General features: G+C 42.2%; 14 protein-coding genes. All 14 read right to left on the bottom strand.

From position 1 onward, the window contains the following. Positions 1-100: 100 nt before the first annotated feature. On the bottom strand, positions 101-967 hold the full coding sequence (locus CTER_RS15300) for a MotE family protein (RefSeq protein WP_004626983.1): 867 nt from the start codon (positions 965-967) through the stop codon (positions 101-103). Further along, complete coding sequence (gene fliJ / locus CTER_RS15305) at positions 957-1418, bottom strand: flagellar export protein FliJ (RefSeq protein ID WP_004626987.1); 462 nt, start codon at positions 1416-1418, stop codon at positions 957-959. Before fliJ ends, CTER_RS15300 begins: the two co-directional genes overlap by 11 nt. A gap of 69 nt (positions 1419-1487) precedes the next feature. Then, entirely contained in the window at positions 1488-2792 is a 1305-nt protein-coding gene (gene fliI / locus CTER_RS15310; RefSeq protein WP_004626999.1) for a flagellar protein export ATPase FliI, read from the bottom strand. 61 nt (positions 2793-2853) lie between these two features. Next, positions 2854-3636 carry a FliH/SctL family protein gene (locus CTER_RS15315; RefSeq protein WP_004626985.1) on the bottom strand — a complete coding sequence of 261 codons (783 nt, stop codon included), beginning with the start codon at positions 3634-3636 and terminating at the stop codon, positions 2854-2856. Next, on the bottom strand, positions 3629-4648 hold the full coding sequence (gene fliG / locus CTER_RS15320; RefSeq protein ID WP_004626989.1) for a flagellar motor switch protein FliG: 1020 nt from the start codon (positions 4646-4648) through the stop codon (positions 3629-3631). The genes CTER_RS15315 and fliG overlap by 8 nt, the downstream gene beginning before the upstream one ends. Positions 4649-4677: 29 nt before the next feature. Further along, positions 4678-6258 carry a flagellar basal-body MS-ring/collar protein FliF gene (fliF, locus tag CTER_RS15325; RefSeq protein ID WP_004626905.1) on the bottom strand — a complete coding sequence of 527 codons (1581 nt, stop codon included), beginning with the start codon at positions 6256-6258 and terminating at the stop codon, positions 4678-4680. A gap of 84 nt (positions 6259-6342) precedes the next feature. After that, a complete protein-coding gene (gene fliE, locus CTER_RS15330) occupies positions 6343-6651 on the bottom strand; it encodes a flagellar hook-basal body complex protein FliE (RefSeq protein ID WP_004626862.1) in 309 nt (102 codons plus the stop codon). Between the two features lie 14 nt (positions 6652-6665). Further along, positions 6666-7109, bottom strand: coding sequence for a flagellar basal body rod protein FlgC (gene flgC / locus CTER_RS15335; protein WP_004626921.1), 444 nt, complete (start codon positions 7107-7109; stop codon positions 6666-6668). Positions 7110-7111: 2 nt separating this feature from the next. Next, a complete protein-coding gene (gene flgB / locus CTER_RS15340) occupies positions 7112-7525 on the bottom strand; it encodes a flagellar basal body rod protein FlgB (RefSeq protein WP_004626917.1) in 414 nt (137 codons plus the stop codon). A 115-nt stretch (positions 7526-7640) separates the two neighbouring features. Next, complete coding sequence (gene trmFO, locus CTER_RS15345; RefSeq protein WP_004627010.1) at positions 7641-8963, bottom strand: methylenetetrahydrofolate--tRNA-(uracil(54)-C(5))-methyltransferase (FADH(2)-oxidizing) TrmFO; 1323 nt, start codon at positions 8961-8963, stop codon at positions 7641-7643. Between the two features lie 193 nt (positions 8964-9156). Then, entirely contained in the window at positions 9157-11274 is a 2118-nt protein-coding gene (topA, locus tag CTER_RS15350; protein WP_004627000.1) for a type I DNA topoisomerase, read from the bottom strand. A gap of 420 nt (positions 11275-11694) precedes the next feature. Next, complete coding sequence (gene dprA, locus CTER_RS15355) at positions 11695-12819, bottom strand: DNA-processing protein DprA (RefSeq protein WP_004626877.1); 1125 nt, start codon at positions 12817-12819, stop codon at positions 11695-11697. Positions 12820-12845: 26 nt separating this feature from the next. Further along, a complete protein-coding gene (locus CTER_RS15360; protein ID WP_004626966.1) occupies positions 12846-14381 on the bottom strand; it encodes a YifB family Mg chelatase-like AAA ATPase in 1536 nt (511 codons plus the stop codon). A 462-nt stretch (positions 14382-14843) separates the two neighbouring features. Beyond that, positions 14844-17933, bottom strand: a complete 3090-nt coding sequence (locus CTER_RS15365; RefSeq protein ID WP_004626863.1) for a glycosyl hydrolase family 2 protein — start codon at positions 17931-17933, stop codon at positions 14844-14846. Positions 17934-17942: the final 9 nt, after the last annotated feature.

Consider the following 17942-nt stretch of genomic DNA (forward strand, 5'->3'; position numbering starts at 1 on the left):
CGTTATTATATGAAATCATTTTTTCACCTCCTTTCAATGCATTTTTCTTCTATATAATAGGAGCAGGCTGCCGCCTTACCCTCTATTAACCTTGTAAGCGTTATTTCTGCTGGCTGGAAGTTCCCACATTATAGACCTTTGCCAACTCTTCGGTCACCTTTGCAGCAAAATCCGGAGTCATTTCAGTCAAAATTTCGGCTGTTGTCTCCTTTTTGAGATTTTTCATTATCTCAATTATCAAAGACATCTTTCCTGTTCCCATCTGTTCCATAACTCCAGCTACAGCCGATGCATCCATATTTTCATAAATAGATACATATTTCTTCACTTCATCGTTCATTTTCTGATCCTTGAGCACCTTTTCATATAAATCGGCAGCTACCTTGGGATCAATCTTGTCAAAGTAATCCTTATATGCTTTCGGATCTCCTTTAGCTATAACGGCCGACATCTCATCGTAGTCTTTCTTTAATGCTTCATACTCGGCGGCCTGTTTCTGCTGGGCTGCTTCAGCTGTCTGTCTCTGCTGCTGCAGAAGTGATGAATCGGTGTCCTTTGCGGATAGCTGGCTGCTCAGTTTTTCAACCTGGCCATTCAGTTCATCCACCTGCTTTTCAAGTGCTGATTTATCAGCTCTTACCTGGGTATATTTCTGTCTTACCTGCTCTTCAGTCATATTTTTTTCGTCTTCAGGTTCCGGCTTGTCCGGAAGCGCCAAATTCATTACCGGTATCTTTTGTATGGTATCTCTCATATTGTCGGCAATCCCGTTAACATTGTTCTTAATGGCAAAAAAGAATGCGCCTCCCACAATCAAAAAAACAAGTAATAAAGCTGCCACAATGGATAAAACATAAAACAGAATACTGTTCTTCTGAGGACCTTCCTTATCAGTAACCGGCTTTTTATTTAATTTTTTTGAACTTTCTTCAACTTCCGGTATTTCGGCATTTTTTTTATCGGGCATTTTTCTCTCCTGAACCGTCTTTGAATTTATAGCTGTTTAATTCATCTATTAAAAGCTGTTCTGATTTATTTTCTTCTTTTAAATATTCCTCATATTTTTTTTCTTTCAGTTTCTCTATGATTTTGCGTTCCTGCATTGCCTTGATGAGAGCTCCTCTATTTATATCGACATCATTTTGTGCATTATTTACATTTTCTTTCTGTGATACAATCTTATTTTTCATCAAAGCAAAGAAACCGTTATAATTCTTCACCTGGTATACGGGAATCCCCTGATCAACTGCCGAAGAAAGACTAGTCATTGATGCTTCTTTAATATCCTCCAGTTCATTCAGGCATTCCCTCTGGTACTCCAGTTCTCTTGCGGCCCGGGCAAGGTTGTTTTTTGCATTGTCTTCAATTTGAGTTCTGAGTTTAAGCACTGATTCAAGTCTGAAACCAAATTTCTGCACTCCCACACCTCCCGGCAATTCCGCTCTTCTAAATTCCAAGCTTTAATATACAGCAGATATTGTTTGTGATCACTTAAGCAGATTCAATATATTTTCATGTACTTCATCAAAGGACACCTTGTGATCTGTTTCCTGCTGCAAAAAAGCAGTTATATCATCAATACATTCTATGGCATAGTCAATCTTGTCATTGCTGCCTTTTACATAGGCTCCGATGTTTATGAGATCTTCCGCATCCTTGTGGATGGCCATGGTCTTTTTTATATCCGAAGCACTTTTTTTATGCTCTTTATCGATAATATCACCCATTACCCTGCTGACGCTGGCCAGCACATCTATTGAAGGATAGTGATTTTTATTGGCAAGGGCTCTCGACAGCACAATGTGACCGTCCAATATTCCCCTTGCTGTATCTGTAACCGGCTCTGTCATATCATCACCGTCAACCAGAACGGTATACAGGCCGGTAATGGAACCCTTCTCATCAGTTCCCGCTCTCTCCAGCAGTTTGGGGAAAACTGAAAATACCGATGGAGTATACCCACGCGACACAGGAGGTTCTCCTATGGAAAGCCCGACTTCCCTCTGGGCCATTGCATATCTGGTCAGGGAATCCATCAGGAGCAGTACATCCTTTCCCCTGTCCCTGAAATATTCGGCTATGGCCGTGGCAACCATTGCGCCTTTCAGTCTTATGAGTGCAGGCTGATCGGAGGTTGCAACCACTACTACAGATCTTGCCAAACCTTCTTCAGTCAGATCTCTTTCTATAAATTCCCGGACTTCTCTTCCTCGTTCCCCTATAAGTGCGATTACATTGATATCGGCTTTGGTATTACGTGCTATCATACCCATCAGAGTACTTTTACCGACGCCGCTGCCTGCGAAAATCCCCACTCTCTGACCCTTGCCGATTGTAAGGAGTCCATCTATCGCTCTGACCCCTAAAGGCAAAGGTTCGGTTATTCTCTTCCTTGTCATGGGATTCGGAGGCTTATTGTCGGTCCTGTAAAAATTTTTGGTGTTCACAGGGCCCTTATCATCCATAGGTCTGCCAAGCCCGTCCAGAACTCTGCCTATAAGTTCTTCTCCAACTGCTACCTTCAGGATGTCACCATTTGCGGTAACTGTACATCCGGGGCTTATTCCCGTCATGTCCCCCAGTGGCATGAGAAGTACCTTTTCCTCCTTAAACCCTACTACTTCCGCCTTAAGCGGTCCGCCCTTCGACACGTGTATATGGCATAAATCGCCGATACTGGCCTGGGGACCATCAGCCTCTATAGTAAGACCTACAACCTTTGATACTTTACCTATATAGTCAATATAATCTTTAGTCTCTAACGCATCTCGGTACTTTTTAAGGTCTATCACTATAATCGTGACCTCCCGGACAAAAGTTTAGTAAATAGTTCAAGGTACACATATGCGTACCTTAACCGATTTTTTCTTCCAGCAGCTCTTCAAAATCATCAACAATTTTCTCAAATTTTGTATCGGCGCCGGCATCTATGCTTCCAAAAGGTGTTTCTATGACACAGCCGCCTTCCTTTAAGGACAGATCTTTTTTTATCTCAATTTCTTCAGATCTCTGAAGCATGTTGGCAAGCTGCTCCTTATTTTCATCGACATAATCAAAGTCCTGCTCGGATAACTTAAGCATGGCCTTATGATCCTTTGAACACTTTTCAAAGGCCTCCTTCACCAGCAGCAGGATATTTTCCTTACATTGAAGTTCTTTGCTTATGACTTTTCTGGCAATATCAATGATTGTATTGACCGCATCTGACTCCAACGAATCCAATACCTGTCTGTATTCCATTCCTGCCTGCTCTTTTATTTCCCTTGCCTCCCGGAGCAAGCCCTCATACTCTTCCTGAGCCTGGGCAATGCCGGCATTATAACCTTCTTCTCCGGCCTCCTGTAATGCCTTATCCCTTAATTCCTGCACTTCAACCGAAGCTTTTGATATAATATCCTTAGCCTCCAGAAGTGCTTCCTTTATTATGTAATCTGCTTCGATTTTTGCTTTATTTAAGATTTCTTCTCCCATAGCCTGGTAATCCACTTTCGGAAGCTCTTCCTGCCGTGCCGGACCGATCTCCCTGCCGGGATTATTTACCCGTAAAACCGGAGGCTGATAGGTTACAGGTGATTTTACTAAAAATGGGATTCCCAAATTAACCTGATTATTTTTAAATATCTTGTTATTAGACAATTATTTCATCTCCTCCGCCTCTGGAAATAACTATCTCACCTGCATCCTCTAACTTACGGATGATATTGACAATCTTCTGCTGCGCTTCTTCAACATCCTTAAGTCTAACAGGTCCCATAAATTCAAGGTCTTCCCTTATCATTTCACTCAAGCGCTTGGACATATTTGCAAATATAAGCTTCTGCACATCGTCGGTGGCACCCTTGAGAGCAACTGCAAGCTGATTGTTGTCAACTTCTCTGAGAAATCTCTGAATTGATCTGCCATCCAAGGTGAGTATATCTTCGAATACAAACATACGTCTTTTAATTTCTTCGGCCAGATCTGTATCTTCAATTTCAAGAGTTTCCATAATAAACTTTTCAGTACCCCTGTCAACAGAGTTCAATATGTCGACTATGGATTGAACACCGCCGGCAGCTGTATAATCTTCGGTTACAAGTGAAGACAGCTTCTTTTCAAGTATTCGTTCCACTTCCTTTATTACATCAGGTGAGGTTCTGTCCATTGTTGCGACTCTTCTGGCAACATCGGCCTGCTTGTCCTGCGGTAAGGCCGAAAGGACAACGGATGCCTGGTGCGGCTTTAAATATGCCAATATCAGCGCAATTGTCTGCGGGTGCTCACCCTGAATAAAGTTTAAAAGCTGGGATGGGTCGGTTTTTCTTACAAAATCAAAAGGCCGGACCTGTAAGGAAACAGTGAGTTTATTTATAATATCAACAGCTTTCTGAGTACCCAACGCCTTTTCAAGTATATCCTTTGCGTAGCCGATACCACCTTCGGCAATATACTCCTGAGCAAGGCATATCTGGTAGAATTCATCCAGAATCCTTTCTTTTTCATCAGGAGTTACCGCACGTATATTGGCTATTTCCAGTGTAAGCTGCTCTATTTCGTCTTCCTTTAAGTGTTTAAATATCTCGGCAGACTTTTCAGGTCCTAACGAAATCAGCAGCATGGCCGCTTTTTCCTTGCCGGTATATTCTGTCTTGGTGCTATTTCTCGTCAAGTTTTCCACCCCACAAATAATAGACTCAATTATTCATAATCATCAGTTAACCAATTGCGGAGTAATTGAGCAACCGCATCAGGTTTTTGCTTGACAAATTTCTCAAGCTGCTTCTTAACTTCCGATCTTTCTTCTATATCAATCTCAGGAATAGGCTCCTGCTTAACTTCCACATTATACTTTGACGGAATTACTATTTCTTCTGCACCTGCAAGTAAAGGTTCGAGTTCCTGCTTCTTTGCTTTCCTTGGCAAGGCTACAATTACAAGCGCTATCAGCATCAGTATCAGGAGTGCCGGTAATCCATATGTAGAAAGTAAAACCTGTATGGTTTCTGCCATAGTAGGTGTTTCCTGAACAGGCGCTGCAACCTTAAGCTTTGTAACTGCCAGATTTTCCACCGGAATTCCAGTCGCTTTACTTGCCAGATCCTTTACCTGGGTGATCAAATCATCAGTCAACTTTGAATCATCGGGAACGCGACTTCCATACAATAACGTAATAGCAGCAGTTGTCCTCTCCGGAATAACCTCTCCCAGAGATTTCTCAATTTGCTTTGAAGTCTCATTATATGCCCAGTTTTCAGTTGTATCGGATTTTTTGTATGATTTTGAATCAGAAGAACCCATAGGATATGAAGGGGTCGTGCCGGGATTTGAATTAACTCCTGCAGCAGTATCGGTGGAATCACCGTTCTTCAGATCTTCCTTTACCTCTTTCCTGCTGACTATAGCACCGGTTTCCATTCCATCAGGATTTGAAATTTCTTTTGAAGATTGGGATAATGTATCGAAATCCAGAACAGGATTTACTACAACCTTGGCTGCATCAAAACTGTCAAACTGATCATTCAATACTTCTCTAAGATTTTTTTCAAGATCGCTTTTTACTTTCTTTTTCATGTCATACTGTGTTGATGTTTTCTGCATGCCGGTTTCATCCTGCTCTATACTGAGAGGATTTCCATCCTGATCCACAATAGTGACATTTTCAATATCAAGGCCTTCTACACTGCTGGCAACCACCTTCACCATACTTTCTGCCTGTTTAGGTGTTATGTCACCAATTTTCGTAATTACTACAGAGGCTTTGACGTTTTTAGTGTCTGTATCATCAATAAAAAGCGTTTTTTCAGGTTTTGTGATTGTAACACTTGCGTCTTTAACATTTTGAAAAAGCTTTAACTGTCTGGCAATATCGGATTCATCAAGCTGCTGCCATATATGCTTTTTGTCACTTTCAGTAGTGTTGATTTTTATACTGCTCAAGGCATCGGCAAAAGTAAGACCATTTTTGGGGTATCCGGCTGAAACCAATTCAAAGTGAGCTGTATCACTATCTTTCATATTAACTATTATTCCGGATTTATCATCTGTCAGCTTGTATGATATACCTTTTTCAGTCAGAATTTTTTGCATTTCCGCGACATCAGCAGGTTCGGCATTATTTATGACAGTTGTATAAGACGGTCTTGTAAGTAAGAACAGTCCTAATCCAACCGCAACAACGACTATTCCTGATGTGATATAGATTCTGATTTTTTGTGACTTATCTAAGCCTTTCCAAAATTCCTGAATCGGCTTTAATATTCGAGATAAAAATTCTGGCAAATCTACCACCTCGATTTATAGTTATTTTGTCTTTTGTACTGGCTCTGATGCCCAATAACATATTGAATAAACGTATTAAGTAAACTAAATTTGCATTCTCATTATTTCTGAATAAGCATCAAGTATTTTATTCCTGATCTGCATTGTAAACTGCAATGCAACACTGGCCTTTTCACCGGCAAGGAGCACTTCGGGAATATTATCCGTTTTGCCGAGAGCAAAGTCCTCTTTTAACTGGTCTGAATTGTTCTCCAGATCGGTTACTTTCATAAGGGCGGAGTTCAGATATTCACCAAAGCTTATACCGGGAGCTTTACTCTCCTCATTTATATTGCTCAGCCCTACGCTATCAGGGATTAATTGCTTAACTTCCGAAATACTGTTAACTGACATATGTATCCTCCGAATTATTTACCAATTTCCAGAGCTTTCAGTGCCATGGATTTAGTTGCATTTATTGAAGTAACATTAGCTTCATAGGAACGTGTAGCTGAAATCATATTTACCATTTCTGTGACTATATCAACATTCGGCATGCTTACATAACCATCTTTATCTGCATCGGGATGACCGGGATCATACACCTTTTTAAAATCGGTAGGGTCTTCAATTATCTTGCTGACACGTACGCCCTGTCCGTCGGTCAGATTGCTGCTGGCATTGGAGAGTATTGAGGAAAAGGAATCTTCTCCTGTACGCTCCTCAAATATGACTTCTCTTCTTCTATAGGGTGAACCATCCTTTGTTCTGGTAGTATTGATGTTTGCAATATTTTGAGATATTGTGTCCATTCTGAGTCTCTGGGCTGTCAGGCCCGAAGCACCGATATCAAGCGAAGTAAAAAAACCCATTTTTAACTTCTCCCTTCTGAAATAACACTCTTTATCCTGCTGTAACTGCCATTGATCATTTGAATAAGGGCATTGTATTTAATCTGATTTTTAGCCAGATTAGCCATCTCACTGTCTATATCAACATTGTTTCCATCAATCCTCATACTGGAATCGGAATTATCCTCAACCAGCGCCGGCTCAATTTTTTCAACATTGCCGCTGTTTATCGGAATATGTCTTTTATCGGTAAGATTGCCTTCCAGACTAGTCTTTCCCATTGAATCGTTAAGAAATTCTTCAAAAGCAATATCCTTACGTTTATATTCAGGAGTGTCAACATTCGCCAAATTTTGCGATATAACATCATTTCTGGCCCAAGCTGCATTCAGCGATTTTTCCAAAACACTACTTTTACCGTATAAATTTTGTATCAACTCAAAAGCACCCCCACAAAAATATTACATAATCGAATATTATTAGATAAATTCTAGCATATTAATTTTAAAAAGACAATAAATATAGATAGAATGTGACTTAATATAGGACTAATTACTCAACCCAATTTTTAACATTTGCATATATATGGGATAAAATACTCAGTGATTTGACAGCATTTTCTGCATTTCTTTTCCTTTTATCGCGGATATCCGAGCTTATATTACTAAATAAACCAAAATTTACATTCATTGGCTGGAAGTTTTTAATGCTCGGATCGGATATATAATTACTTAACGCACCGATTGCCGTATTGGATGGAAATTCCACCCTCTCCTTGTCCAATATCCGGGCAGCCGCATTTATTCCTGCCAAAAAACCCGAGGATGTGGATTCAATATATCCCTCCACTCCTGTTATCTGTCCTGCAAAATATACGGAATTGTTCTTTTTCAGATTATAGGTATTATCAAGAAGCTTTGGTGAATTTATATAAGTATTTCTGTGCATAACGCCATATCTGACGAATTCTGCCTTCTCAAGGCCCGGAATAAGACTGAATACTCTTTTTTGTTCGGGCCATTTTAAATGGGTTTGAAAACCTACAATATTATATAGAGTTCCGATTTTGTTATCCTGTCTCAATTGAACAACAGCATACGGCCTTATGTTTGTCCTGGTATCCATGAGCCCAACCGGCTTCAGCGGGCCGAAGCGCATGGTATCAGGTCCCCTTTGGGCCATACTTTCTATGGGCATGCAGCCTTCGAATACCACGTTTTTTTCAAATTCCTTTATATCGGCAAGCTCGGCACTCACTAAAGCGTTGTAGAAGTTTTCATACTCTTCCCGGTTCATGGGACAGTTTATATAGTCCTCTGATCCACGTCCATACCTTGCAGCTTTAAAAGCCCTGTCCATATTTATTGAATCATATGAAACAATCGGTGCAGCGGCATCAAAAAAGTGCAGGTAATCCTCTCCCAGCATTTCCCGTATGGAATTGAACATTCCCTCGGAGGTCAGCGGCCCCGTCGCAATTATGGTGATGTTATCATCCGGGATACCTGTCTGCTCCCCGAAAATGATCTCGATATTGTCCATTTCCCTTATTGCTTTTGTAATATATTCTGCAAAGCCCTCACGGTCCACGGCAAGAGCTCCGCCTGCAGGTACTCTTGTAGCATCGGCCGCCTTCAATATTAACGAGTCCATGGTTCTTAATTCTTCCTTTAACAGGCCAACCGCATTTTCAAGCTGATCCGACCGGAGCGAGTTGCTGCATACCAATTCCGCAAAATTCGGGGAATGGTGGGCAGGAGAATATTTTTGGGGCTTCATTTCATAGAGCTTAACAGGTATCCCCCGCTTTGCCAGCTGATAAGCAGCCTCACAACCTGCCAGACCCGCTCCTATCACATTAACTGTTTTGTTCATATACCCTCCGTATGATACATTACTTATTCAAATAATGTACTATCAATATTATAAAATATACATGTTATAAATAAATTAGCCTTATGTTAAAACCTTTATTAAAAATTTAATATTCCCATACACTAAAGAAACCGAAAGGCTTTTATGCACTTCCGGTTTTATTATATCATTTAGTTATCCTTTTGGACTGAAGCTATTTGGTCTTTTTTGCAGTATCTTCACTGTTGCTTGGGCATTTTTCATTGCTGCATTTAAGTTCGTTCTTCCTGCCCGAAGACTTTTTCAGCATAAAACTGCCACATATACTGCAGGTTTCGTTGCTTGGCATATCCCAGCTCATAAACGAGCATTCGGGATTCCTTTCGCAGCCGATGTACTTTCTGCCCTTTTTTGTCTTTTTGTATAATACTTTCCCATGACAGAGAGGACACAATACTCCGGCTTCTTCAACAATAGCCTTTGTGTTCCGGCACTCCGGGAATCCGGGACAGGCCAGGAATTTTCCGAATCTGCCATGCTTAACAACCATGTTTCTGCCGCATTTATCACATATTACATCTGAAATTTCTTCAGGTACTTCAACGTCACCAATGGATTCCTCAGCCTGTTTCAGCACTCCTGCAAATGAGGAATAGAAATCCTTCATTACGTCCTTCCAGGGCTTTTCTCCGTCTTCCACAGCATCCAGTTCATTTTCCATCTGGGCTGTAAATTCCGCATCTACAATATCCACAAAATGCTTTTTCATTATATCGTTCACTATTTTTCCAAGCTCTGTGGGCAGCAGGAATTTCTTTTCCTTTATCACATAACCTCTGGACAGAATAGTAGTTATAGTGGGAGCGTAAGTACTCGGTCTGCCTATGCCTCTTTCTTCAAGTGATCTTACCAGGGTTGCCTCGGTATATCTGGCAGGCGGCTGTGTAAAATGTTGCTTGGGAGTATTTTTCTTAAGCTCCAGAACATCTCCCTGCACCAATTCAGGCAGATTGTTGTTCTCCTCCTCGTCGCGCTCTTCGTCACTGCTGCCTTCGGTATCCCTGCCTTCAATATAAAGTACCATAAAGCCCGGGAATTTAACTTTGGAGCCGTTTGCCTTAAAGATGTACCTGCCTGCCGATATATCGGCACTTACGGTGTCATAAACCGCAGAGGACATCTGGCTTGCTATAAATCTGCTCCAGATCAGCTTATACAGCTTGTATTGTTCAGCGCTCAGCGATTCCTTTATGTCATCGGGTGCCATATCTATATAGGTAGGACGGATAGCTTCGTGGGCATCCTGTGAAGCCGACTTGTTCTTATATATCTTGGGAGTCTGAGGAATATAAGCCTGCCCGTATTTCTTACTGATATATTCCCTGGCTTCACTTTGGGCCTCGGCAGATATTCTGGTGGAGTCGGTTCTCATATAGGTTATTAAACCGACCGAACCATGTCCTTTAATATCAACACCTTCGTACAGCTGCTGGGCCACCATCATTGTCCTCTTGGTTGTGAAACCAAGCTTTCTGGAGGCTTCCTGCTGCATTGTGCTTGTTATGAACGGAGCCGCTGCCGCGCGCTTTTTTTCCTGTTCCTTTACTTTTTTAACAATGTATTGGCTTTTTTCTATTTCCTTTAAAATTGAATTGACCTGTTCCTCATTGCTGAGCTCAAGTCTTTCATTTTCAGTACCGTAAAACTTTGCTTCGAAGTTCGGACTTACTTTGGGTTTGGCAAGCTTGGATATAATGGTCCAATACTCCTGGGAAACAAAATTATCAATTTCTTCCTCTCTGTCGCAAATCATTTTTGTTGCAACAGATTGAACCCTACCGGCACTCAAACCCTTCTTTACCTTTTTCCAAAGCAAGGGGCTTATCTTATACCCGACAATTCTGTCAAGAACTCTTCGGGCCTGCTGTGCATCAACAAGATCCATATCAATTTTTCTGGGCTGCTTTATTGCACTTTTAACAGCATTCTGAGTTATCTCATTAAAGGACACCCTGCATTTCTGACCGTTATCTATATTCAAAAGATTAGCCAAATGCCAGGAAATCGCCTCACCCTCACGGTCAGGGTCAGTAGCCAGATAAACTTTTTTTGCAGACTTTGCTTCCTTCTTAAGCTTGGATATAACATCACCCTTGCCTCTTATGGTGATGTATTTGGGCTCAAAGTTGTTTTCTATATCTACTCCAATTTGACTTTTAGGCAAATCCCTTACATGACCAACCGATGCTTCCACCTTATAGCCTTTTCCCAAAAACTTGCCAATCGATTTAACTTTTCCGGGAGACTCCACAATAACCAGGTTATCAGCCATTTTATTCCTCCGTGTTAATTCATGTGCTTTTTGATATTACAATTTTTATCAGACAAATACTAATTTAAACTGCTTTTTTAAATCTGTCAACCTTACATTGAGGTTTTGTACTGATAAAATAGTAAATTCTGTAATTATTTATGAATATTTTTATAATTTTTATACTACATACTTAATTCTGGAATTATTCTTTCATCACTTAATCAAATTATGCACATATTAAATAAAATTATGACATCGGGCTGATATTTATATATGCCCCGTGTTCTGTAACATCTAAAACGTATATTGCCGGCGAGGAAAATTTTTGCAGCATAAGTCAGAGGACGAAAGCAATACTGTACGTATTGGCAAGGGCGGCAACGAAATTCTGCGGGAATTTAACGTCGGCAATATGTGCCTTTTAGATGTTGCAGGCCGCTAGAGGTACATTTCAAAAATTTTCCCAGGCTGCTGGGTGATGACACCCTTCATTTCAAGCATAAAAAGAATATTGTTTATCTCCTTTACGGAAATATTGCTCCTTTCAATTATTTCATCAATATGGCGGATACCTTTTTGAATTATTTTTACAACGCGTATTTCTTCTGTACTCAAACCCATATAGGCCTTCAGTCCGGTATTTATGCCTGTTCCGGGAGTTTGCCCTGAAGGTTCATTTATTTTTACATCCTCCCTATAGTCAAATTCCTCCAGTATATCCTCTACTCCCAGTACTATTTTTGCACCCTCCCGTATCAGCCGGTTTGTACCCTTGCTGTAGGAGCAGTCAATATTTCCCGGAACGGCGAATACTTCCCTTCCCTGCTCCAGCGCAAAGCCGGCGGTTATCAGTGAGCCGCTTCTGCCGGCGGCTTCCACTATGAGAACGCCGGAGGATATTCCGCTGATTATTCTGTTCCTGGCCGGGAAGTTGTGTTGGAGCGGAGGAGTCCCTGGAGGGTACTCGGAGAGTATAAGTCCGCCCGAATTTAATATGTTTTCATAGAGCCGGAAATTCTCGGGCGGGTAGATGTAGTCAAGTCCGCAGCCCAAGACTGCCGCTGTCCTCCCGCCTGCGTCCAGACAGCCCTCATGGGCAATGCTGTCGATTCCTCTTGCCAGACCGCTGACTATCTGGACACCTCTCATAGAAAGCTCATAGGATAGCTTTTTGGCTGCTGAAGCGCCGTAATTTGTTGTCCTTCTCGATCCGACCACTGCTATTGAAAATTCAGACAGCCTGAGCTTTCCCCGGTAATACAGGGCGACAGGAGGATCATAAATATGTTTCAGCTTTTCGGGGTAATTGCTGTCGAAGATGGTAGCTATTTTAATATCATTTTTAAGCATTAAATCGTTTACTGAATTTACCCTATCCCTTTTTTCCTTATTCAGAATCTCTTCTATATTTTTCGGTGAAAGCTGTTTATATGCTCTAAGTTCCTGCTCTGTAAGGTAAAAAATTATTTTGGGCTCCCTGTAAGCCTCCAGCAGCTGTCGGGCTTTGACAGGGCCCAAGCCCGACAAGGATGAGAACCATATCCAATAATCAATGTCTCTCATTGCACTCTCCTCTATTGTTTTTTGTATTAATATTTCGAAACCAGCCTGTCAAAGCTCCTGTACTGTATTGCCTCTGCAACATGCCAGGATTTTATTGCATCAGCTCCTTCCATGTCGGCTATAGTCCGTGCAACCTTCAGGATTCTGTCATGTGCCCTGGCACTCAGGCCCAGCTTTTCGAACGCCCTCCTCAGCAATTTTGAGGTCACCCGGTCAAGCTCACAGTATTTTCTTATAAGGGCAGGGGATAATTCGGAGTTTGAAAAGATGCCAAGACCCCGGTACCTCTCCAGCTGTACACTTCTCGCCTTATTGACCCGTTCCCTGATCACAGCCGAAGTTTCCTCCTCACCGGCCTTTTCCAGGTCATCGTACTTTACAGGCCGTACTTCCGTATGTATATCGATCCTGTCCATTATAGGACGGCTGAACCTTCCAAGATACCGCTGAAGCATTTTGGGAGTACAGCTGCACTTCCTGGAGGGATCTAAATAGAAACCGCATTTGCAGGGGTTTGCCGCGCAAACCAGCATTGTTCTGGCAGGATAGGTAATACTGTTGTTTGCTCTGGAAATACATATTTCTCCGTCCTCCAGAGGCTGCCTGAGGACTTCGGCAGCCTCCGGGCCGAACTCGGGAAATTCATCCAGGAAGAGAACACCGTAGTGAGCCAGGCTTATTTCACCAGGCTTTATTGGTTTCCCGCCTCCTACCAATGAAATGTCTGAAATTGTGTGGTGGGGATTTCTGAAGGGTCTGGCCGAAATGAGTGAGGATTTGTGGGGAAGAAGGCCTGATACACTGTATATTTTGGTCAATTCCAGAGCCTCGTCGAAAGTCATCCGGGGCAGGATGGTGGGAAGTCTTTTGGCCAGCATGGTTTTTCCGCTGCCGGGAGTGCCCGCCATCAGGAGGTTATGTGCCCCGCAGGCCGCAATCTCCATCGCACGCTTAACACTTGCCTGCCCTTTCACATCGCTGAAATCCATAGAGTCGGAAATACTCTGTGAAAATATGTTGTTGATATCTACTGTATAGGCCGGAATGACTTCCTGTCCGTTGAGGTGCCTGACAACTTCTATAAGACTTTTTACGGGAATTATGTTTATATCCTTTAATACGGCTGCCTCGTCAGCATTTGCGTCAGGCACGAATACATTTTTTATCCCGTTGGATCTCGCACAGCAAGCCATGGATAATATGCCCTGTACAGCCTTAATCCGGCCGTCAAGTGATAATTCTCCCAGAAACATATAGGAGCCCAGCTCTGTTGACGGAATTATTTCCGACGCAGCCAGAATGCCCATTGCCACTGCCACGTCATAAAACGAGCCCTCCTTGCGTAGATTGGCAGGGGCAAGATTGATTGTTATGCGCCTGACAGGAAAATCAATACCGCTGTTTTTGACGGCAGCTCTGACCCTTTCCCGGGATTCCCTGACAGCAGTATCCCCCAGGCCCACAATATCAAAGCTGGGAATTCCGTTGCTGATGTCAGTTTCAACTTCCACTATGCAGCCGTCAATTCCTGTAAGTGCGCAACTGTTGATTTTTGAAACCATAAAAATTTCCTTTCTGTATGTATTCGTTATGTACTTATTTTTTCAATTGGATGTTGTTGCCTGAAAGAATTATAAAGAAACGATAGATTGGTCAGAATTCAGACTTGCATGGATATTGGCCTGAAATGGATATACTTGAATTCAATATGACATTATATAACATTCTTACTATACCAAGCCTTAAAAGCATTATAAAAATACTAAAGATTTTTTAGGAATTTATTTTGGGAATTAATTAAGATTGGTTTTATTGGATTTATTGAAAAAATGAAATTTCTCAATAAATTAATTTTAATACAGTCTGTAGACATTACTTGAATTATATCACATGATTTGTAAAATATCACCTTTTTTTATAAATTTTTATTAATTACAAAAAAGCCATGCATATAACATCGTTTCCCGTGCTTATATACATGGCTCAAAACTCTTAACATATTAATAGTTTAATATTTTATTATTTTAATACTTTATCAACCTTGGTGTGACCAATACTCCCATTTTTCTCAGCTGATATTCATAGGACCATTTCTTCCCCTCCGTACGCCAGCTGTTGGGACCGTGCCACTTTTCAGAAGAGTCTGAATTGTGCAGGGCCCCGAAAGCATTATATCGGTTGCCGCAGCATAAAATATCAATGCTGTGTTTTCCCTTGTCCAACTCCCCCAAATCAATGGTATACGGAGCAAAGGCAACTATCCCCCGCTCCTTTCCATCCACAAAGACCTTCATGACCGTTGAGCGGTATGATGAGAAATCCAGTTTATAATTACCGCTATCTACATTTATTACATTATGGTACTTTATATTACCGGTGTAGAATGGGAAGCCCTGACTGCCATAATCACCAAAATTGATGGTTTGCGGCATATCTATCAGCTTTGCGGCACTTCCGGCGATACTGACTCCAAATGAGCCCAGCAAATAGCACCATTCCACATTGGTCCTTGAATAGAAGTCTATGTATAGTATTATTCGATTTGTGCCCTTTTTTATTGCAGGGAGCTTCACTTTTTGAATGCATTTATCAACAAAATAACCCTCGGTTTCTTTTTTGACACTTTCACCGTTGACAATAATCTCTGTTCCTGAAATGTTTTCAAGTGCCAGATAGCAGTCCCTGATTTCAATCTCCGATTCAAAACTGTATCTCAGCCCCAGGATATGCTTTTTCTCTTCCTGCCTTTCAACCGACCAGGGCTGGGCCCAGGCTTCCATACGCAGGGGATAGCCAAGCAGTTCTCTGAACCTGTTATCTATCCTCAAAACCTCGTCCCTGGAATTCCATTCCTTACCGTCAAATGAATACTCAGCACAATCCAGAACCAGTGAATTAGGCTCCGAAAGGCTGAAGGAAACCGGCTGTGAAAGCTCTGTAATCCTTTGCACATTACATTCATATGATTTTTCCGGCTCCCGTGCCCGTCCTTCCTCAAGCAGCAGCAGAAGGCTGTCATGGTCATAAAAGGAACGGGAAATTACAGTTTTTCCGTTGTCATATTCTGCGGCAAAAGGGTGGATTTTTCCTGTTAATGTATCGTAAAGCGTTGGTTTCCAGACTCCACTCACAATTATTTTCAATTTGTCCTCCCGGGGTATATCGGGATTTTCCGCAGGTTTGGCATTACATATAAAGAGCCACCTGTATTTGCCGTCTTTTCGAAGCTGGTAAATATATCTGTCCGGTCTTTGGCCGTTCGTATTGATGATATCGACGTCTCTGCTGCCGGAAATTGCACTGTGGATTTTATTATAATTGAATTGGATACATTCGCATTCCTTTACAAAAGCCTGAACCTCCTGTGAAGGCCCGGCATCCAGCAGAGTTGGCGTTTCTCCGGTGAAGACAAGCCTGCCTCCCGCTTTTTTGAAGGCTTTAAGCTGCTGCAGGGTTGTACTGCGCAGAGTTATACAGTTGGGAACTATTATGGTTTCATATTCCATTTCACCCACTGCCAATTTCCCGTCATATGCCTTTGGTGCTTGTGACGGCAGAAGTGATTCCGCAATGAAATCAAAATCCACCAGACCAAACAAAAGCCAGTTTGTGATCGCATAAAAATTATCATCCAGCTCTTTTTTTCTTCCTGCGGTTTTATCGTTGGGCCCATAGTACAGCCAGTATGATTCGACAGGATGAATCACTCCAACCCTGACCTCTGCCTTACCCCTGGTCAGTGCCGAATTCAGCCTTGCAAAGTGGTCTTCAATATAACTGTATTCCTTATACCATGGGGATTGATAGCCGATACTGGCAGGGTAATCGCGTTTTGCTTCCCCATTCATCGATACCCACGTCAGATGGTGAACCCGCAGTGTCACACCGAGAGCCGCCTGCCAATCACCCTGCAGCTTGTGGTTCCTGAAATCAAAATCCCAGTTTGTAACTCCGTACAGTTCACTTAAAACACCGGTTCTGCCGTACTGGTGCGCGGCTGATTGGGCCTGCTTTGCCGTTGTATATTCCCTCCAGTCGCAAAGCATATCAATACCGGGCATATCAAACGAGCGGTATGACCGCATGGCTTCTCCGAGAGCGGCTGTTTGCGACTGTAAAGTCGGCTCCTCCATCATATGCCCTGTAAGCTTTATATTATGGGCTTTACACCAATTTCCGACGGTGTCGGCAAAAGCTGAAGAAAATCTTTCGGCAACATGATCGTGATAATTATATCTTGCAGCAGAAATCTTATCATCGGGCAATTCCCAGACCAGTTCCGGCAAATGATCAATAATACTTTCACCATATACCGACTTGTATGTTTCCTCAAAATCATCGGTAAACGGCAATGCAATATTAGTTCTGTCAGTGGAAAATTTCAGCGTCTGTTTATGTGTAAATTGAGGCTCATCAGTGAAAATTGAGGGAATTGCCGTACCAAAATCGTCACCGAACTTCTCATAGTATTTTTCGTGGGTCACCTCTATAAATCTTTCAATGGCTTTTTTATCCAGAGTATTAACATAGGCCTGGTTGTTGAACCAGGGATTATCTTCGGCTATAACCAGGGTTGCCTCCCATACCGCCGTCCCGCCGGGTGCGGTTTCAGAAGCCTGCAGCCGTTTATATTCCTGCAGAAACCCGTCTTTCAGAGTGACCGCAAATCTGGCAATGACGGATTTGCCATCACCTTCCTGCCTGCCGGCGATATCCTCCGAATTCGTTGGAATGCTGTCATTCTCATTAACATCCGCCGGACCAAAACTCAGATATCTTGCCCGGTGCTTTCTGTCTTTTGTGACCAGGCCGCCGCCCGAACCCGAAGGCCAGCGGTCTTCATCGTAGAGATAGCACAGCATTTCCTCTTTTTTGGCCTTTTCGTTACATGCTCCCACAAGCTCCATATATTCCTCACCCAGATATTCCGTTTCCAGCCCTGAGCGGCAATGTATATGGAAGCCTCCTATCCCCATTGCCTTAAAAATATCAATTTGCCTCAAAAGCTCATCCTTTTCAAGCTTTGTATTCCATGCCCAAAATGGTGCTCCTCTGAACTTTGCAGGAGGATTTTTGAAAAGTTCTTCATTATAATCGTCATTATAATTGTTCATGGCATATCT

Origin of the sequence: Ruminiclostridium cellobioparum subsp. termitidis CT1112, assembly GCF_000350485.1 — a bacterium.
Classification (GTDB): domain Bacteria; phylum Bacillota; class Clostridia; order Acetivibrionales; family DSM-1351; genus Ruminiclostridium; species Ruminiclostridium termitidis.